The 19303-nt window shown below is 55.5% G+C and carries 19 protein-coding genes and 1 riboswitch; of the genes, 2 read left to right on the forward strand and 17 right to left on the reverse strand.

The genetic code is table 11. The features are described from left to right. Positions 1 to 12: 12 nt before the first annotated feature. The 17 genes from M1136_08975 to M1136_09055 form a co-directional block, all read right to left on the reverse strand. Positions 13 to 948, reverse strand: a complete 936-nt coding sequence (locus tag M1136_08975) for a GHMP kinase (GenBank protein ID MCL5075758.1) — start codon at positions 946 to 948, stop codon at positions 13 to 15. A 288-nt stretch (positions 949 to 1236) separates the two neighbouring features. Further along, on the reverse strand, positions 1237 to 1788 hold the full coding sequence (gene cobU / locus M1136_08980) for a bifunctional adenosylcobinamide kinase/adenosylcobinamide-phosphate guanylyltransferase (protein ID MCL5075759.1): 552 nt from the start codon (positions 1786 to 1788) through the stop codon (positions 1237 to 1239). Further along, positions 1781 to 3313 (reverse strand): cobyric acid synthase, encoded by a 1533-nt coding sequence (locus M1136_08985; protein ID MCL5075760.1) that lies wholly within the window; start codon positions 3311 to 3313, stop codon positions 1781 to 1783. The genes cobU and M1136_08985 overlap by 8 nt, the downstream gene beginning before the upstream one ends. Beyond that, entirely contained in the window at positions 3310 to 3918 is a 609-nt protein-coding gene (locus M1136_08990) for a histidine phosphatase family protein (GenBank protein ID MCL5075761.1), read from the reverse strand. Before M1136_08990 ends, M1136_08985 begins: the two co-directional genes overlap by 4 nt. Next, positions 3911 to 4996 (reverse strand): histidinol-phosphate transaminase, encoded by a 1086-nt coding sequence (gene hisC, locus M1136_08995; GenBank protein MCL5075762.1) that lies wholly within the window; start codon positions 4994 to 4996, stop codon positions 3911 to 3913. The genes M1136_08990 and hisC overlap by 8 nt, the downstream gene beginning before the upstream one ends. Continuing rightward, positions 4986 to 5912 carry a cobalamin biosynthesis protein gene (locus tag M1136_09000; protein MCL5075763.1) on the reverse strand — a complete coding sequence of 309 codons (927 nt, stop codon included), beginning with the start codon at positions 5910 to 5912 and terminating at the stop codon, positions 4986 to 4988. The genes hisC and M1136_09000 overlap by 11 nt, the downstream gene beginning before the upstream one ends. Further along, on the reverse strand, positions 5909 to 7309 hold the full coding sequence (locus M1136_09005; GenBank protein ID MCL5075764.1) for a cobyrinate a,c-diamide synthase: 1401 nt from the start codon (positions 7307 to 7309) through the stop codon (positions 5909 to 5911). Before M1136_09005 ends, M1136_09000 begins: the two co-directional genes overlap by 4 nt. Continuing rightward, positions 7306 to 8118: an adenosylcobinamide-GDP ribazoletransferase gene (gene cobS / locus M1136_09010; protein ID MCL5075765.1), complete on the reverse strand. Its 813-nt coding sequence runs from the start codon at positions 8116 to 8118 to the stop codon at positions 7306 to 7308. The genes M1136_09005 and cobS overlap by 4 nt, the downstream gene beginning before the upstream one ends. An 8-nt stretch (positions 8119 to 8126) precedes the next feature. After that, entirely contained in the window at positions 8127 to 8666 is a 540-nt protein-coding gene (gene cobO / locus M1136_09015) for a cob(I)yrinic acid a,c-diamide adenosyltransferase (GenBank protein MCL5075766.1), read from the reverse strand. Then, complete coding sequence (locus M1136_09020) at positions 8663 to 9439, reverse strand: heme ABC transporter ATP-binding protein (protein ID MCL5075767.1); 777 nt, start codon at positions 9437 to 9439, stop codon at positions 8663 to 8665. The genes cobO and M1136_09020 overlap by 4 nt, the downstream gene beginning before the upstream one ends. Before the next feature lie 56 nt (positions 9440 to 9495). Next, entirely contained in the window at positions 9496 to 10611 is a 1116-nt protein-coding gene (locus M1136_09025; GenBank protein ID MCL5075768.1) for an iron chelate uptake ABC transporter family permease subunit, read from the reverse strand. Further along, a complete protein-coding gene (locus M1136_09030) occupies positions 10608 to 11549 on the reverse strand; it encodes a cobalamin-binding protein (protein MCL5075769.1) in 942 nt (313 codons plus the stop codon). Before M1136_09030 ends, M1136_09025 begins: the two co-directional genes overlap by 4 nt. Positions 11550 to 11723: 174 nt before the next feature. After that, positions 11724 to 11866: riboswitch (cobalamin riboswitch) on the reverse strand. A 47-nt stretch (positions 11867 to 11913) separates the two neighbouring features. After that, positions 11914 to 12159: a helix-turn-helix domain-containing protein gene (locus M1136_09035; GenBank protein MCL5075770.1), complete on the reverse strand. Its 246-nt coding sequence runs from the start codon at positions 12157 to 12159 to the stop codon at positions 11914 to 11916. A 234-nt stretch (positions 12160 to 12393) separates the two neighbouring features. Further along, positions 12394 to 13785 carry a pyridoxal-phosphate dependent enzyme gene (locus M1136_09040; protein MCL5075771.1) on the reverse strand — a complete coding sequence of 464 codons (1392 nt, stop codon included), beginning with the start codon at positions 13783 to 13785 and terminating at the stop codon, positions 12394 to 12396. A 236-nt stretch (positions 13786 to 14021) separates the two neighbouring features. Further along, positions 14022 to 14351, reverse strand: a complete 330-nt coding sequence (locus M1136_09045; GenBank protein MCL5075772.1) for a hypothetical protein — start codon at positions 14349 to 14351, stop codon at positions 14022 to 14024. Between the two features lie 47 nt (positions 14352 to 14398). Continuing rightward, entirely contained in the window at positions 14399 to 15313 is a 915-nt protein-coding gene (locus tag M1136_09050) for a selenium metabolism-associated LysR family transcriptional regulator (GenBank protein ID MCL5075773.1), read from the reverse strand. A gap of 376 nt (positions 15314 to 15689) precedes the next feature. Then, the gene (locus M1136_09055; protein ID MCL5075774.1) at positions 15690 to 16793 is read right to left on the reverse strand and encodes a Xaa-Pro peptidase family protein; all 1104 of its coding nucleotides are present in this window, start codon (positions 16791 to 16793) and stop codon (positions 15690 to 15692) included. 470 nt (positions 16794 to 17263) lie between these two features. Between M1136_09055 and M1136_09060 the strand changes: the two genes are divergently transcribed. Then, positions 17264 to 18700: a DUF6062 family protein gene (locus M1136_09060; GenBank protein ID MCL5075775.1), complete on the forward strand. Its 1437-nt coding sequence runs from the start codon at positions 17264 to 17266 to the stop codon at positions 18698 to 18700. After that, positions 18669 to 19202, forward strand: coding sequence for a hypothetical protein (locus tag M1136_09065; protein MCL5075776.1), 534 nt, complete (start codon positions 18669 to 18671; stop codon positions 19200 to 19202). The genes M1136_09060 and M1136_09065 overlap by 32 nt, the downstream gene beginning before the upstream one ends. Positions 19203 to 19303 lie beyond the last annotated feature (101 nt).

Raw genomic sequence — 19303 nt, forward strand, 5'->3', positions numbered from 1 at the left:
TGATCGGTGTGGCTAGATTATAGCATGGGGCAGGAGAGGCTTGTTATTGGAGGGCAATACCCGGGAGTAGCCGTTCTTATAACCTCCGCCTACGAGTCGGCAGACAAAGGACATCTCCAGCTCGAGCAGCTCTTGCCTGGCCTGGGCCAGCACCTGTGCTGGGTCGCTGTGGCGGCGATCTACCAGGATGCCGATGACCGTACCGCTGTGTCCGACGTTGATCCCAATGGCGCCCATCCCATGGGCCAAATTCAATACCGTGTCTAATTGCGGCTTGGGCAGGAGCTGCTGGTTAGCCTGAGCACTGATGGTCGCTCCTTGACCAACCAGCTCAGGCCTCCCCTCAGCGATGCCTCGGCGTACTAGCCGCAGCGCTTCAGTCGTCTGGGGTTCCAGCCTTCTCAGGATTGCTGAGCGGTCACAGTTGTTAAAAGTGATGGTGTCTATCTCACCACCGAAGTCCAGCACGATGATGTCGATAGGTGGAGGAGTACCCAGTTCCTGGTAGAGCCGTCCCCCTCGATGATCGAAGATGGCCAAATTAGGAAAGACAGAACTATCGGTAGGTTCGATGGCTAAGGCCAGGGCAGCTGCTTGCTGGGGACTGATGTATCTCTCCAGAGCGATGGCTGTGGCGTAAATTGTCCCGGCGATATCGGCCGTGCTGGAAGCCATGCCCTTGCCGCGTGGTAGAGGGGAGGAGATGGTAAGTCTAGCGCTCAGGTGTGTTCGGCCGAAGTGGGCCAAGGCCAGTCGCAGGGCAGCCGCGGCCTTAGGTGCATCTGCTGGGGTGCTGATACCCCCTCTATCCTCCCCCAGCTCGACGGTTACCGCCGAGAAGACGTCGATGGGACAGGAGACGAGGAAAGGGGTCCCATTGATGGTGCCTTGCACCAGCTCCCCGCAGGTGCCTGGCATAAGCACCTTGACGCGACGAAGTCCGTTCAAAGTTTACTTCCCTCTGGAGGCAAGCCATGCGATAGATCGTCTTCGGATGTTGTTTCCTTCATTGATAAGAATGTTGAACATCTCCCCCAAACCCCCTCAAGGGGGTTCAAGGTAGCCCTGCGGGCTTTTTTGTTGAATAGGGGGACACCCCCTGTGACCCCCGGCAGGAGGGCTTCGCCCCCCCCTGCACTCCCCATCAAGGCGGCTCGGCAGTCCTTTTGTATTTTGGGGCACATCCGTCTGAAAAACCCGGCCAAAGGGGCTGCACCCCCTTGGAACCCCCACTGTTCAGTCTCTTGATAGCATCTTCACGGGCAGGGGTAATCCAGCTACCATCAGGTAGACCTCATCGGCCCGCTTGGCCAGGATATGGTTCGCCCGGCCAAGGAGGTCACGATAAACTCTTCCCAAAGGATAGGGTGGGATGAGTCCCATACCGACTTCATTGGAGACGATGATGAGCGTAGCCTCATTCTGATCATAGTACTGGAGTAGCGCCTCTATCTCGCTCTCCAGCCGTTTCTCGGCGGCGAGTGTATTGTTTGTATTCTCTAAGAGAAGATTGGCGGTAAGAAGGGTCAGACAGTCGATGAGCACTACCTGAGCTTTGTATCTCTCCTGTTGTAGGTTCTCCGCTATCCCGACGGGGACCTCCAGCGTCCGCCAGCCCGGTGGTCTGGATTGCTTGTGTTTGGTGATGCGCTGCTGCATCTCCTCGTCCTCCGCTGTAGCCGTAGCCACGAAGAGGACAGCGCCTCCCTGTTCTTCAGCCAGCCTCTCGGCGAAGGCACTCTTGCCACTGCGTGCACCACCCAGAATTAGAATTAAGCGCTTAGACATGGTCATCATCCCTCAGACCACAGATCCTATACAATAGGGGCATGTTCAGGCTTTCTCTAACCACGGCGGCCAGCCGGTCGTATGGTTCCTCCTGTGGGATGGACTTGCCCCATTGGAGATGATCTAGCCCCTTGCGCTCGGCCAATTTTTGCAATAGCGAGGCCCGCAGCTTGGCGTTGTGGAAGAGGCCATGCATGTATGTCCCGATAATGTGCCCTTCTGGGTCGAGGGCACCATCCGGCACGCTGACCGATGTCCCAGCCCTCCAGATTACCGTGAAAGGAGGGCGCGTTTCTACCGTACTTGTGCGACCCATGTGAATCTCATACCCCTCTATCTCATCGCCGATTGCTCGTTCGAGTAAGCCAGGCTGAGGGTTCACCGTAGCCTTCACCTGGTGGGTAAGTTTCTTATCCTGGAAGATGGTGTTGACCGGCAAAAGGTCGAGGCCAGCTACGATTCCCCCTTGAGACTCTACACCCAAGGGGTCCTGGATCGTCTGGCCAAGCATCTGATAGCCGCCACAGATACCGATGATAGGGGTGCCCCCTTGGGCCAGGGCGATGATTCTGTCGGCCAGGCCAGTCTGCCTTAAATGCAGCATGTCTGCGATGGTAGTCTTGGTACCCGGGATGATGATGAGATCGGGCTGTCTAAGGTCAGCCACCCTCCTTACATAGCGTACCTTCACCTCCTCCTCCTGTCCAAGGGGATCGAAGTCATCAAAGTTGGAGATGTGGGGTAAGTGGATCACGGCTATGTCAATGAGGTGGGGAGGATCGAGAGCTGAAGGCCGCTGTTCCAGATAGACGGAGTCCTCCTCAGCCACCTTAAGGGCGTGGAGGTAAGGGATTACGCCTAAAACGGGAACGCCGCTACGTTCTTCTAGAAGGGCCAACCCTGGTTGCAGGAGAGAGAGGTCGCCGCGGAATTTGTTGATGACCAGGCCACGTACGAGGGCGCGCTCATCGGGGTCAAGGAGGGTGAGTGTGCCTACCAAGGCGGCGAAGACGCCCCCGCGATCAATGTCGCCTACTAGCAGCACTGGGGAGGCAGCCATTTTGGCCACATGCATGTTCACGATCTCGTCTTTTTTCAGGTTTATCTCCGCCGGGCTGCCGGCGCCTTCGATGACTACCACCTCATATGTGGCTCGCAGCCGCTCCAGGCTCTCCTGGACGATGTCCAGGAAGGCAGTGCGGTGACGATAGTATTCCCCGGCTGCGAGGGTGGCATAGGGTCGCCCCAACAGGATAACCTGGGAGCGGGTATCGGCCTCCGGTTTGAGGAGGATGGGGTTCATATCCACTGTAGGCGCAATGCCGGCCGCCTCTGCCTGTACCGCCTGAGCCCGGCCTATCTCCCCGCCATCGGCCGTGACGTAGGAGTTAAGGGCCATATTTTGGGCCTTAAACGGGGCCACGCGATAACCATCCTGTCTGAGGATGCGGCAGAGGGCAGCGACAAGGATGCTCTTACCTACCGAGGAGGCAGTGCCCTGCACCATGATAGTCTTAGCCTTCATTCTGTACCCCTCAGGTGACAGGTATCGTTCAGGAGGGAGAGTATGGCTCCCTCAGGGTAAATATCAACGATCGAGAGACTGGCATAGTCCAGGCGCAGTTGCCAGTAGGACCCTGAAGGAAGCCCTAAAAGCCGACAGAGGAGCAGGCGCAGAGGACCGCTGTGGCTGACTATCAGTACCACCCCATTCCACTGCTCAATATCGACGAATATGATGCTTACTCGCCTCTCTAATTGGGCCAGAGATTCGCCATCAGGTGGGGCAGCATCTTTTGGGTCGCCGTGTAGCGCCCCTATCAACTCTGGGTAATCCAAACGTATCTCTGCATAGGTTAGTCCTTCCCATCCTCCGAAGCACCTCTCCCGCAGCTCACGGCGCAATACAGGCACAAGCTTATGTCCACGGGCGATGATCTGGGCTGTTTCTGAGGCGCGCTGCAGGTCGCTACTGTAAATGGCCTCAAGGGGCTCGTTGAGCAGTCGCTGGTGCAGATACTCCGCCTGCTTCAGGCCGAGAGGGCTTAACGGCACGTCGCTATGGCCCTGATAGCGCAGTGTGTTCATTGCCAAGGCTGCGCCGTGGCGCACAAGGAATAGTCTAGCCAAGGATTTGCACCTCCTTGATAGCTGTTACCAGCCGCTCGCACTCCGGCTGAGTGCGTATACCGATACGGATGAATCGGGGTAGCCCGAAGGAGGTGCAGTCACGCACGCAGCAGCCTCTTTTTAACAGGGCTGAGCGGAAGAGAGTGGCGTCGCCCACCTCAACGAGGAAGAAATTAGCTGCTGTCGGGAGGACCCTGAGTCCCAAGGCGGTGATCTCATACATAAGATAGCGCTTGGCTTCCTCTATGGCTCTACATGCGCTCTCCAGATGTTCATCATCTTGCAAGGCGGCTATGCCGGCCACCTGGGCAGCAGCATTAACATTCCAGGGCGGGCACACCTTGCGCAGGGCGCCGATGATTCTACTATTTGCCAGGATATAGCCCAGCCTCAAGCCGGCCAGGGCGTAATCCTTGGTCAGTGAGCGGAGAAGACAGGTATAGCTGTGCTCAATAAGATCGACGGTGGAGTAGTGGTTCTCCACGAAGTTTATATAGGCCTCGTCAAGCACTAGTAGACTATCTTCGCAGGCGGCCAAGAGGGTTTCTAGCCTCCCGCGCTCCAGGTACACGCCGGTGGGATTGTTGGGGTTGCAGAGAAAGACTAATCGGGGTTTCTCCCTGCGGATGAGTCTTAGCGTTTGGTCCAGGTCCGGACGAAACGCATCCTCTACCCGGGCTCTCTGTTCGATGACTCTGGCGTTGGTGATGCGGCTGACCCGCTCATACTCACCAAAGGTAGGGCCGCTGATGAGCACAGTATCCCCTGGGCGGATATAGGCCAGGGCCAGGAGCCAGATCAGTTCCACCGAACCATTAGCAACGATGATCTGCTCCATAGCAACCCCTAGCTTTCTGGCCAGGACTTGGCGTAGCTCTATGGCTTCGCTATCGGGATAACGGGCGACATCCACCTCTGTCAGAGCGAGCGCCACGCGAGGCGAAGGACCAAAGGGGTTGGAATTGACGCTGAAGTCAAGGATATCCTGAGGACTAAGTCCGAGTTGCTCCATCTCCCTTCGATTTGCTGTACCGTGGGGACAGATGGCCAGGTCCCTTAACCATTCTTTAGGTAGCATGTCTCACCACCTCGATGGCCAGAGAGAATAGAGCGGTGAGCGTAACAGTGGCCCACATAATAGATAAAGATTGATCAATCATTGCTGGGGATAGCGGGGTGCTGGTTTCGCCTAGCTTGTAATGTCCCACCTTTTCGAGCTGAACGCCTAGCGCTCCGGCCATGGCACTCATCGTCCAACCGGCATTGGGGCTCTCGGTGACTCGGCGGTAGCGCAACATCATGTGCCATGCCTGCTGGGCATCGTTGCCTGTTAGATGAGCCGCTATCACCATGAACAGGGCCGCCAGACGGGCGGGCACAAAGTTGGCCAGGTCATCCAGCCTAGCAGCCACCTTACCCAGGTATTCATAGCGACCATGGTAACCGATCATAGAATCGAAGGTGTTGATCAAGCGGTAGGCGATAGCCCCAGGCACACCGAAGAGTAGATAATAGAAGAGGGGTGCGACGAAGGAGTCATTGGTGTTTTCAGCCACCGACTCCACCGCCGCGGCCACGGTCAGTGGTTCGGCCAGTTCATCTGTGTTACGGCTTACTAGACTTCTCAATCTTGCTCTGGCTGTTTCCACCTTCCCCTCAAGGAGTGGGCCCTTTACCTGCTGAGCGGCGCGGTGTAGTTCTTTTACGGCGAAGGTTGCCTTGAGAAGCAGGCTGCTTATAAATATGTAGATCAGTGTAGGCCAATGCTCTAAATAACCGAGTAGAACCCACACTGGCACAGCAAAAAGAAGTACGCCGAAGCACACCATCGCTGCTCCATAAAGGAGCTGTGGCCCGCGCCCGTTCTCAGGGGCGTACCTCTCTAAGAAGGTGATGAGCCGTCCCATCCATACCACAGGATGGAGCGACGCCGGCAGTTCGCCGAGAGTGAGATCAAGGATTAAGGCGATGACTAAGATAGCTATCTCGTTCACGCTGTACCCTTCTCTGCCCAGCGGGCACAGGAGGCGATGAAGTTAGGGGCCAGAGCAGGGTTGCTGCCAAAATGTAAGTGCACGTACGAGGCTAGCAGATGTCCCCTGCTGTAGCCTTCCATCCGCCCTGGTCGGTCATCCAGCACATCGTAGGCAGCTTCCGTCTTGGCTATATTCTTTTCTAACTCTGACCAATGGAATTCGTGTCCCCGTACTGTATCCCCACGTTGTAGGAGAGGGGTATCTCGGCGGGCTCTCACCGTCACATATCCCAGGCGCATCCTTCTCTGGCGCATAAGAGTCTGGCTGGGTATCGCCCCTACCATTTCGTATCGCCTCCCCTCGAAATCGACGATGCCTTGGGAGAGATACATCAGCCCCCCGCACTCAGCGTATATGGGCATGCCGGCCGCTACGGCCATTTTGATTGAGTGCTGCATCGATCGGTTCGCCGACAGGCCCGCGGCGTAGAGCTCGGGGAAACCTCCACCGATGTAAACTCCGCTGATGTCAGAGGGAAGCGCTGGATCATGCAGTGGGCTGAAGGGGAGGAGCCTTGCCCCCCAGGCGCTGAGGAGGTCCAGGTTGTCCTGATAATAAAAGCTGAAGGCCTCATCCTGGGCCACAGCGATGCTCACCTGCCTCTCTGGTTGCTCCTTGGTGAATAAGCCTGTAGTGATCGCAGGCAACGGTTCGGCTGATCGAGCGATGCGCACTACCTCCCTCAAGTTGATAGTCTTCGTGACCTGTTGGATCAGTCTCTCTAGAAATTCGTCCCAGGCATCCCCCTCTGTGGTGGGGATCAGTCCCAGGTGGCGCTCGGGGAGGACGAGCTCTTCCTGTCTGGGGAGATAACCGACTACAGGTATGCGGGTGGCCTTCTCGATGGCCTCAGTGACCCAACGTCGGTGGGATTCGCTCCCTACTTGGTTAAGGATAACCCCAGCCAGGCGCAGCTCAGGATCAAAATTTAGATAGCCGAGAACGACGGCAGCGGCGCTGCGAGCCATCTTACTTATGTCTATCACTAGGAGGACTGGCGAGCGGAGCAGTTTAGCCAATTCGGCTGTACTGCCTGTCTCCTCATGCCCAGAGCGGCCATCAAAGAGTCCCATCACCCCCTCGATTATGGCTATATCGGCCTTCTCCACAGCGTGGAGGTAGAGTTCGAGCAGTGATGCCCCTGGGAGCATCCAGGGATCCAGGTTGCGCGAGGTGGCGTCGGCGATGCGACTGTGGTAGCTGGGGTCGATGTAGTCAGGCCCGGCCTTGAAAGGCTGGATCTTGAATCCGCGCCGTCTCAAGGCCCCCATTATGCCTGTAGCTATGGTAGTCTTACCCACACCGCTACTGACCCCAGCGATGATCAAGCGCGGTATCTGTCTACTGGTACTCATGGGTTCATCGTCCTTCCAGCAACCAGGAGTAATAGAGTGATAGCTTCGGTCACTTCATTGATCGCCCCATAAGTGTCTCCAGTGAGGCCTGGAATTTTAGTCATGATATATTTCGCCAGAAGCCAGGTGCTCAGCCAGATAAAGATAAGGAGCGCTATCCCCCATACCTGCAAAAACCACCCCACTACCAGAGTGGTCAGGAGGGTGGCAAGGAGGGCCTGTCCCCGCGAGGCCTGCCCTTTGAAGGGTGTGCCCTTTCCCTGACTGCGGGCGTAAGGGAAGGCCCAGATAGCGTAGGACATCGCCCAGCGTCCGAGGGTGGCCATCAGGATGAGCCCACCCAGACGGAAGTCGGCTGGCAAGGCGCTCAATGAGGCATACTTAAGGAGCAATATGGAGATGGCCCCAACCACGCCAAAGCCGCCGACACGGCTATCTCGCATTATGTCAAGCATTTGTGGCGCTTCCTTGTGGCTGAAGAGTCCATCGCAGGCATCCATGAGCCCATCTAGATGCAGAGCGCCCGTGAGCCACACTAAAGAGACTACCAGCAGAGCGTTGACTATGGTTGGAGGGAAGGCGAGCTGTAAGAGCGCGTCCAGCCCAGCCAGGATAAGTCCTAAGAGCAACCCAACTATAGGGAAGTAGGCCAGCGAGCGACCCAGCGTGGCTACGCTGACCTCGCGCTGGAGGAAGGGTGGGAGAATGGTCAGGAACTGCACTGCCGTGAGGAGCCGGTAACATTCCTCTCGGAAGATTCGAGGCAGGGCGGGCAACTCTCTATATGATTTCAGGATACTCTTGGCCATCTCATACCTCAGAATTCGATGCCCCTCTGTCCCATGAGCCCATTTTTAAAGGGGTGCTTAATTTCTCGCATCTCGGTGACCAGGTCGGCTTCGTCGATCACGGCCGGGTGGGCATTCCGACCGGTCAGGATGAGATGTAATCCGGCCGGTTTCTCTCGGATAAGATGGACGACCTCCTCAACGGAAAGCAATCCGTAGGAGATCACGTAATTTACCTCGTCCAGGACGATCACATCGTAGCTCCCGGCCAGGATGTGGGAGCGGGCGAACTCCCAAGCCTGACGGATGAGTTGCCGATTCCTGGCGGCGTGTTTCTCCTCTTCGCTCCGCAGGAATCCCTGCCCCATAGGGACGATTTGCAGATTTGGACTCAGCCTTTTCGCCGCTCTCACCTCACCGCTATGCCAGGCGCCCTTGATGAACTGGACGATGAGCACCCGCAGGTCATGCCCCACGGCACGAAGAGCTATCCCCAGGGCAGCTGTGGTCTTGCCCTTGCCGTCTCCCGTATGGACGATAATCAATCCTTTACGCTCTTTTCTCTTCATTGATCGTCCCTGAGCATATCCTGAGCGGTGCGCTCGTCGTATCCGTTGCTGGCCGTGATGAGCGCTGTAGGCAATTTGTTTAAGGGATGAGCCAGGATGTGGACATCGGTCTCGTAGACGGTCCGGATGTTCTCCCTTGTGATCACCTGTTGAGGACTTCCCTGAGTATAGATTCGCCCCACAGAGAGCAGGATCAGTCGCTCGCAGTACTGGGCGGCCAGGTTCAGGTCGTGGAAGACAGCCAGCACAGCCAGATCGTGTTTTCGGTGCAGCTGCCGCACCAGCTCTAATACAGATATCTGATGATTGATATCCAGGTGGGCGGTTGGCTCATCCAGCAGGAGGAGGCGTGGTTCCTGAGCCAGGGCGCGGGCGATGATTACCCGCTGGCGTTCGCCACCGGATAGCTCCTCGATTCGCCTCTCAGCTATCTCCCACGTATCAGTCAGTTCCATAGCCCAGCGGGCCACAGCCCAATCATGCTCCCCCTCAGATTGCAAGAAGCGAAGGTGGGGTGTGCGCCCCATGAGTACGATCTCGGCTACGGTGAAGGCCTCGGGGAGGGTTGGGTTCTGAGGGACGACGGACAGCTTTTTCGCTATGGCCATCCGTGGCAGATGGGAGAGGTCTTGTCCTTCTAGCTGGATCCGTCCCTGCTCCGGCCGAAGTAATCCGCTGATACCCTTGATGAGCGTAGATTTCCCCGAGCCGTTGGGTCCTACAAGCCCTATCATCTCCCCACGGTTGAGATAGAGACTCACATCCTCTACCACCCGCCTTCTCCCATAGGAAAAGGTAACCCTATCTACCTGTAGTATGGGATGTTCCATCAGAATACAGCCCTTTTTTTCTGGCGTAGTAGATACAGAAAAAATGGTGCTCCGCAGAAAGCGGTGATCGCTCCCACCGGGATCTCACTTGGGGCTAAAGCGATGCGGGCCAGACTATCCGTCCCGATCAGGAACGCTGCCCCGGCTATGACTGACATTGGCAGCAGGAAACGGTAATCGGGACCCCAGATAAGGCGCACAGCGTGGGGTACGATCAGCCCTATAAAGCCGATGAGCCCACTTACTGAGACAGCAGCGGCGGTAGCCAGGGTAGCCGCGGCGACCAGGATCAGCTTCAGGCGTTCCACATTGATGCCAAGAAGGGCGGCCTGTTCCTCGTTCAGCTGCATCACGTTCAGAGGGCGGGCGTACAGGATCATCACAGCCAACCCTAAAGCGCTATAGGGGAAGATGGTAAAAACCTGCGGCCAGCTGCTGAGGGCGAGTCCACCCAGAAGCCAGGCGTACGTGGAATGCAGTTTATCACCATTAAGGTACATCAGAAGTGAGGTGCCGGCTGAGGCCAAGGCCCCCAGGGCCACGCCAGCCAATAGTAGAGTAGTGACGGGTGTAGACCGCCCCACCTTGGCCAAGGCATAGACCATGGCTATCGTGAGTAGGGCAGCGAGAAAAGCGGCTATCTGCACGACCCCCATGCTGTAGAGTGGTAGGGGTAGGGGCAGCACGAGGGCCAGTACTGCTCCCAGGGAGGCACCGGAGGCTACACCGATGAGATAGGGGTCGGCCAGCGGATTGCGAAAGAGGGCCTGGTAAGTAGCCCCGGATACGGCCAACGATGCCCCTACTAGGCCGGCCAGAAGGACCCTGGGCAGGCGGATCTGCAGAATAACGGTCTCATAGCTGGCTGGCCAGCTAGGGACGATGTTGACCAGCTCATTGAGGGGGGATTTCGCCAGTAATATCTGGACTATCGCCGAGACAGGGATAGCCACCGCGCCACAGGCAGCGGAGAGCATAGCTATGGCCACTAGGATCAGGAACCCCAGAGCCAGTGGAGCAACACGAGCTCCGGAGCGACGATGTAATACATCGTCGCTCCAGGTTTTCCTAACAAGAGGGGCGGCTATCTTCGCTGGCGCGCTGGTCTCGCTCATTTAAATAGCTCCGGGTGTATAGCTTTGGCCATCATCTCCAGCCCCTCGATGACCCTTGGCCCCGGTCTGTTGACAAGGTCAGGATTGAGGACCACAATACGCCCATTTTTCACGGCGCTGATGTTTTGCCAACCGGGACGAGACTTAACCTTCTCGGGCGTCTCTCCGGCCGGATGATCGGCGAGGAGGATCACTTGAGGGTCCTTGAGCACGATAGTTTCCTGGTTAAGCTGTGGCCAGGCGGTCTTCGCCTCAGCAGCGATGTTCTCTCCGCCAGCCCGGCTGATCAGGTCGTCAATGAAGGTGCCTGGTCCAATGGTGATGAGGTCTGGGCTTAGCTCAAGGAAAACCCTTGGCCTGGAGGAAGCCGTCTTCGTCTTGGTGGCGATGTTGGTGAGGCGCTTTTGTATGTCAGCCGTGAGGGCAGCTGCCTCTTTAGTCTTACCGCTGAGCTTGCCTACCAGGGCAATGTTATTTAGAACAGCCTCTATATTTTGGGGCTGAAGGACGACGACGGTTAGGCCGCGCTTTTCCAGTTCGGGCACGATGGTCTTGACGTGAATGTTCGTGGCCAGGATGAGATCGGGAGCTAGGGAAACGACCTTCTCGAGGTTGATCTTAGAGAAACTGCCAACTTTTGCCTTCGTTTTGGCCTCTGCTGGATAGTCGGAGTACTCATCAACGCCCACTACTTTGTCGCCGAGTCCCAGAGCGAAGAGGATCTCGGTGTTGCTAGGGGCTAGGGAGACGATCCTTTGAGGGGATTTTTCGATCCGTACCGTTCGCCCGGCATCATCGGTCAGGCTGAGGGGAAAGCTTACCGTTGACGAGGAGGAGGACGCTGTTGGTGTCGAGGTCTGAGTCGTGGCTGGGGCGCAGCCGGCGATTATGCTGATGATTAGGGCCGCTAGGACAAGACATAGAAGAGGCTTTTTCATCCAGTTCTCCTTGTTAAGATAGAATGTTGCCCCAAATAGAAGAGCCCCCGCCTTCCAAGGATAGGCGGGGAACTATCGCTGGTGGATACAACAAAAATCCCCTCGCCCTGAGAATCGGACAAGGGGATACCATAGTCCTGAGACTATGTCTGCCCACGCCTTTCTCCTCGAAGGCTCACGGCAAGCGGCAAGGGTTGGTGACCTGACTGATTGACCGCCCGGAGGCGATCAAATCACAGTTGCGGGACAGTGGCGGCTTTGCACCGCACTTCCCCATTTAAGCCCTTATTGGGGGCGCCCTTGCCCTCGACTATTCAATTTGTGGCACTTGTATACTAGCACACGATGAGGGGTATGTCAATACCTAGGACCGAGCTGTGTTGTTGTCCAGTGAAAATGTCACCCTAATGGTGGGGTCTAAAGTGTGGTGTGGTTTTCGGCCTCGGTTACCGTGAGCCAATGCTTGTAGTCCATCTTTGCGGTACTTTGCCAACAGCCGCCGTATGTGTCGTACACTCAATCCAATCACCTCCCTAGCTTGGACGGCTGTCATTTCCCCACGGTCAATCTTAGCCAGAACCACCGCTCGCTTGTTCTCCTTCTTGTTCAACGTCACCATCTCCGTATTCATACTTTAATGGTGACATATTCACTGAACAGTTAACAGGTGACAGAATCATAGACCATTCACATACCTAGGACCGAGCTGGTGCAGGAGATGTTGCCTCCTTGAAACCTCCCGTCGGATTTGGCCCGATCTTCAGGCTAGCAATACGCGATAATGCACCTACCGATCTCGGTTTCAAGAATAGCGCTTTATTTATCCTGGCCTCGGAGTGTCAGGCTAGCGATGCTCGCTGATACGCCTATCGATCTCAGCCACTTTGGCTTGCTCAGCCAACCACCACTCCTCGCTGAGCTGGGCGTTGAGCTCCTCGACCGTCTTGCCCTGCTGTTCAACCCAGGTGTAGTATTTCAGATTATGCCATTGGCGGCGAACGTCGCGCGTGCCCTCTTTGATCCAGTCAGTCTTCTGGCTATGGAAGATGCTCACCAGGCGAACCTTGGCCTCGGTCTCGTCCATCTGGCCATAAGTCCGCGTCATTTGACCCATGACTGAGTGATAACGATCAATGGCATCAGTTAGGATGGTGACAATCACGTCATTCTTCCCAAGATCGTAGAACTTGGCCGTCTTGATCGCGCCCAGCACGTTACAAACGCCGCTGATGCCGAAGATGGTCGCGTACTTCTTGACCTTGTCCTCAGGGATACCCTGGCGCATCAGCACATTCCAGCCAGGCTCCTCAGTCAACATTTGCAAGCCTTTCTTGCTCTCGATGTCATCGATGCACATGATCGCATCCATGTTGGTGACGTGATGAATCCAGGTCGCGTGCTTATCACCAATGCCCTGAATATCGTGTCCACCGTAGCCATTATTGTACAGAGTAGGGCACTGTATGGGTTCAAGTCCGATAATCTTGTGGTCAGGCCAGACTTGCTTTAACCGGTCGCCAGCGGCGATCGTGCCGGCTGAGCCCATTGCTGAACAAAAGGCAGCTACCTTGCCGTTGCCCACCCCCTGGGCCTTGAGTATGTCCGTCAACTCAACGATGGTGTTGCCAGTGACGTGGTAGTGGAAGCGATAATTGCCCATTACCTCGAACTGGTTAAGAATACGAATGCGCTCGGGGTCCTGTCGGCGCAATTCCCAAGTCTTATCGTAAATCTCCTTAACGTTGGATTCACAGCCTGGTGTGGCTATCACGCGTGCCCCATAGGATTCGATGATCTTGAAGCGCTCAGCGCTCATCTCCTCAGGTAGAATCACAATACTATCGAAGCCCATTCGGCAGCCAACCCATGCACCGCCGATGCCGTAGTTACCGGTCGACGGCCATACCAATGTATGCTTGGCCGGATCCACTTCGCCATACAGTTCCTTTTCAACCAGCACGCTATAGGTAGCCCCCACCTTGTGGCTGCCGGTTGGGAAGTCTTTGGAGTACAGGACGACGATGGGGGCGTCCACACCGGTCAATTCCTTGGACAAGACCTCATAATAAATCTGATTTGCGTCATTGCGCCAGGTGATATTGAACAGATTGATCGGATCAAGTGGGTCTTCTTTCTGCATCCTAAGGGCTTTTCGCCGCGTGGCTGGGTCGATCTTCTGGGGATGGAGCATCTCCCCGAAGGTCGGTCCCACTATGAGCTTGGAACTAACCTGCATACGTTGTCTCCTTCCATAAATTGATAATCAAGGTCAACACAATGAAAGCACCCGCCGACTACTGCCGCCTTAACAAAGGCGAAGGATGTACAACCGGGTGTGCCTTGATTTTAGCACAATAGTATTGAGATTACCAGGGATTGGGGTCAGACTCGTTTATGCTGAAATAATGGACTTGACCCCTCTTGCTCTATCAGCTGAGATGATACTGGGAAGAAGCGCGCCTATCCCCCCTCTCAAACGCTGATCACATCGTTATGTAACAGCTTATCTATGAAGACCGGCATCGTTGAAACCTTGCCAACCGCTATCTTATCCTTCAACTCGAGGTACTCAACGCAGGTCCCGCAGGCCAGGATCTCCACTCCTATATCCTCCAGACGCTTCAGGTGGGGTAGGCACCACGATCCTTCAGCCACAAGGCGAACCCCCACGTTCCAACAGATGATCGTCTGTGGCCTCTCCTTGCTTTCAGCCAGAAGACGCAGGAAATTGGCCAGGATCATTGCACCAAGATCATCATCACCTCTCCCCAACCCTTCAGAACCTAACAGTAAGACCTTCATCTTGCTCTCCTCCTTTGAAGCAGGATATTTGGCACGTAACTTGTAGATTAACCTTCAACCACTTGATCCACTTGGGATGAGAGGAGAAAGCGGCGAAACATCTCCACCAATGGGGTATGGGGGCGTCCCTGCTCCAGGGCCAGGTACAGAGTGCGCTTGATCACCAGATTCTCCATCTCAATCACCTTTAGATGGCCGGAAGCGCTTTCTTCCTCCAGGGCATACCTGGAGAGGAAAGAGAGTCCCAATCCTGCTTCCACGGCCGTCTTAACGGCCCCAGTGCTGCCCAGTTCCACAACCGCCTTCAGGTCTCTCCCCCTTATTCCCTTAGCGGCCAGCGCCTGCTCAACTATCTGCCGTGTCCCTGATCCTCTCTCGCGGAGGATGAAGGGATATTCCTTGAGCTCGTCTGTGGTGATCTTATCTCGCGCCGCCAGAGGATGGGTCGGGGCGCAGACCAAGACAATCTCGTCGGTAACAAAGGGCTCGAGGAGCAAGCGCTCTGGCTCCAGGGGTGCGCCGATGACGGCCAGGTCAAAGCGCCTTTTGAGCAGCCTTTCCACGATCTCATGACTATCAGCCACATCTAAATGGATCTCCACCTGGGGATGACGTTCCTGGAAAAGCCCGATGAGGGAGGGGAGGACATATTCTCCCGGTATTGTGCTGGCGCCGATCGTTAGTGTTCCAAATGATGCCCCTCTTAGCTCAGCCATGGACTGTTCAGTCTCCTCGACCAAAGCCATAATCTGGCTGGAGTATCGCAGTAACCGTTCACCCGCCACGGTAAGATTAACCCACCGGCCGGAACGCTCCAGCAGTTTTTGTCCGAAGTGAGCCTCAAGGTTACGTATCTGAGCGCTTATGGCCGGCTGGCTGAGGCCAAGGCGCCGTGCGGCCGCGGAGAAATTCCGCTCAGCGGCCACAAGGAGAAATACCTTTAGAGCGTTAAGGCTGAGCATCTCCTCATCCCACGATAGTCTGTGCTAGCCACATTATATCATAAATTATTTATATCTCCTATAAATTTTACTTTGATAAGCTATATCCAGAATCATAGACCATCTATAATCAGGGATGGCCCGTAAGGATCGTTATAGAAGCTGGCCCAAGTGGCTTAGCATGGCTTTATTTTGGTGGTCTGACGGAAGGCGATTGTAGGGGTAAGGCCGGGCGTCGTGGTGGGCAGCGATCAGGCTGAAGGGCGGGCTTCAAGCCTATCCCATCCTGACCATGCGGCTGCCGAGCGACAATCACAAGGCCCTGGATCTGTAGTTATGGGATGATACCTTCAGCGGACGTTCAATCCGCAGAACGAATCCTGTTTGGACGGTACTCCTATATGCTCAACTGGCGAGGGTAGTCTGTCAGTGGTTCCCAACCTGTTTCGCTGACCAAGACTACGTCTTCCAGGCGAACCCCACCGATATGGGGAACGAATAGGATGGAATGTCCGGCTGTGATAGTCATGCCTGTCTGGAGTACAACGCGCCCATCGCCGGGCACGATGGTCGGAGCAGGGGTTTCCTCGAAGGCCAAGCCTATACCGTGGCTGATGCCCCGCACGAAATATTGTCCGTAACCCGCGTTGGATAGCGCCCGTTCTGCCGCGGCATCCAGGGCTGAGACCGCTACACCGGGTTTGATGGTTTCCAGGACGGCTCGCTGCGCTGCCAGGTAGGCCTCGAACAGTCTTTGTTGCGGTTCAGTGGGTTCTCCCAGGACGACTGTTCTGGCCAGGTTGGCACAGTAGCCGTGGTAGATGGGAAGCAGGTCGAGGACGATCAGCTCTCCCTGATTGATCATCTTATAGGTGGATCGACCATGTAGCCAGCCGGAGCGATAGCCTGAATTGACGAAGGTAGGAACGGCTACTCCCTGGGCACCGGCGCGGCGCATGGCGTACTCAGCCTCGGCTGCCACCTCATTTTCCATGACCCCATCTTTAATGGTGGACATAGCGGCCTTCATCCCAATGGCCGCTATCTCGGCTGCCTTGCGCATAAAGGAGAGCTCCTCGTCCGTTTTGATCATTCTCAGCGGCATGATCACCGCTGCTGAATTCACTACACGCACCTTCGGGTTTGCTCTCTGGAATCTATCCACCAGGAAATAGGGGGTAGTGAATCCCATCTGTATGCCGATCGTTCCCTCCTGGAGGCCCAACTCGGCAAGGGTCTTGATCACAGCGTTCATCTGTTCCCCTAGGCTGCTGAAGGTGCGGACGACCTTGGCCCCTGTCTTGGCCTGTACCTCCTCCAACTCCTCTCGGAAGGCGATAACGACCGGTTCGCCCTCCCTGGGGATAATCGCCCGTGGTTGGTTCCGCTGTTCACCTATAAAATAGAGGTACTCATCGTGGTTCAGGAGAAGGAGGGCATCTATGCCGTGTTCCCCCATCAGTTTTTGGACCTCTCTTATCCGATCCTCACGAATAGGCATCTCGACTTCCTCCGATTAGTAGTCTTGATAATAGATTGAGGGTGTCGATATCTCCCCCCAAATCCGCCTTCGGCGGATTCAAGATAGCCCTGCAGGCTTTCTCTTTGTTCTGAGGGCACATCCGAAAGACCCCGGCCAAAGGGGCTGCGCCGCCTTAGAACCCGCACTGTTCAAATTATAGATTGACTAAATTAGATGTGTCAACCGAAGGCTTGGTTGCTTGGCTGCATTGACAGGTGCGCTATAATTTGCTATATTTTAGCAAGGTGATGAGGCTCACCCTGCCTGGGCAGAAAGTGGCCTGGGTCAGAGTGTCAGGTAACTGACTGATAGCTTCTACTGGCCCGCCTGCGGCGGGCACGGTAGAGGCTTTTTTTGTTGGGGTGGGTCATGCCCTCAGGTAGGGGGCGTCGGTCGCTGCCTGGACCATTTGAACTGAAATTTAGAGAGGCGAGCGTCAGGGTAGAAGTATGCCACGCGATTTGAGCACTATAGATTTGGAGATAGCCTTCGAACAGGCTGGGTGCCCTATCTGCCACCTCGTTCTGCAAAAAGAGAAACGCTGGCTATGGTCCTTGCTCTGGGAGAACGTCAATGACCCAGGTATCCGGGCAGGGATCGCTGCCTCCTGGGGCTTCTGTTACGAACATGCCTGGAAGTTAGCAGCGCTGGAAAGGGATGAGTTTGGAAGCTGCCTGGGAACGGCGATTATCTATGAGGATCTGGTCAATCGCCTCTGGCGACGCAGTAAGTCGAAGGGGATAACAAAAGGGTCCGGGGATGGTTATAGAGAAGTGAGATGGACCCCTGGTGAGGGTAAAGGGTTGCTCTCCATCATCGGGGGACGTTCGTGTCCGGCATGCATTGCTAATAGGGAGATGGAAGAAATCTATCTGTCCTGGTTGGTTGTCCACTGCGCTGAGGATTGGTTCGCCACCCTCTATCGGGACTCGACAGGGATGTGCTTGAACCATCTTAAGCGGGCATTGCAGGTGGCTGGGCGAAGCGATGTACGACGCTTTCTGCTTGAAGTGCAGTTGGAGAAGCTCAGCAGCCTCAAGGAAGGGGATGGTGATCAGGGGCTATCCCCCTTGCCTGAGGCTATTCAGCTGAGCACTCAATCTAAAATATTAAATCTAATGGTAGGGGCAAACAGAAGGTGGGCTAAAGGTTTGAAGATAGGTATGTCCTCCGCTGAGCTTCTGGAAAGGGCAGGCTGTCCTATTTGCATGTCGCAGGGGGAAGCTGAACGTCTCCACTTGCAGGGTCTGTTGGAAGAAGAGGGGGGCGACAAGGCTGATGACTGGCCATCAGCCTGGCTTTGTCGGGAGCATGCCTGGATGTTATATGGATTGGGTGAACCCTACCGCTCGAGCCTGATCTCTCTTTATGTGAGTGGGCTACAGGATTTAAGTGGAGAGTTACATCGCCTACACCAGGTGGAGACTTCACTAAGAGGGGAAAGGAGGCCACTCTTGACCAGATGGCGTTGGGATCGGGGTCGACGTATCCTTTCACTGCCGCCGACCTGTCCCATCTGCGACCGATTGAGGGAAGACGAGCTGGAACAGACTGTGCGATTCCGGGAAGCTCTATCAATCGAAGGGCAGGCGAACAGCCTTCAGCAGGGCCATGCTCTATGCTTGCCTCACCTCCGTCTCACTCTGTCTGATCAGCCATTGATGGTGGACAAGGCGCTCATCTGGTCATACTTGACCAGGATAGAGGAGCTTTCCTCTCAGCTGCGGGAGTATATTCGTAAACACGATTGGCGTTTTCGGGACGAGCCAAGGGGAGAGGAACAGATGGCTTGGTTTAGGGCGATCGAGCTGTTTGTGGGCAGCCATCCCCATGCTTATGCTGAGGAGCGGCCACATGGATATTTTTGCAGGTACACAGGCACGTAAAGTAGAACTTCATATGTTAGAGGAGACCTATCAAGAGGCACAGCGTCTCATTCGTGAGAATGGCTGGGATGAGGAAGAGGGACTGCTCATCATCTTTGCTAATGGGCTTGCCTACCTCAAGGAAGCGCATGCCTTGCCTGACTCGGAGTCAGATTCAGCCCTCACGCTCATGTCCTCTATCACAGAGCGCTGTGCCCACTTTGAAAGCATGTACGCGGTGATGAAATTTCGAGCCTACTATCTGAATGAAGATAAGCGTATCCTAGAGCTTAACGTCACAGGGCTGCAGGCTGATAATGATGGTCTACGACATCGCATCAATCTGTTTCGTCAGGATGAAGCACGCCTCAAGGAAGAGATCAAGCGATTGACAACCGAGAACACTGAACTGCACCGACATTTGGCTGAGCTTCAGGGGAATAGGCAACAGGATGAGCCGACTGAGCGACAAAAAGAAACCATCCTGTCTAGGATCAGCGCTCTCCTCAGTAGCTGGCGGTAAATACATAGTAGCCCACCAAGAAGGCAGCAACACTTCGGTTCAGGGAGATAGCTTACAGAATAACTATCTCGCTTAGGGGTCACCATAGACCATCTGATATA

Source organism: Chloroflexota bacterium (assembly GCA_023475225.1).
In the GTDB taxonomy this organism is placed as follows: domain Bacteria; phylum Chloroflexota; class UBA6077; order FW602-bin22; family JAMCVK01; genus JAMCVK01.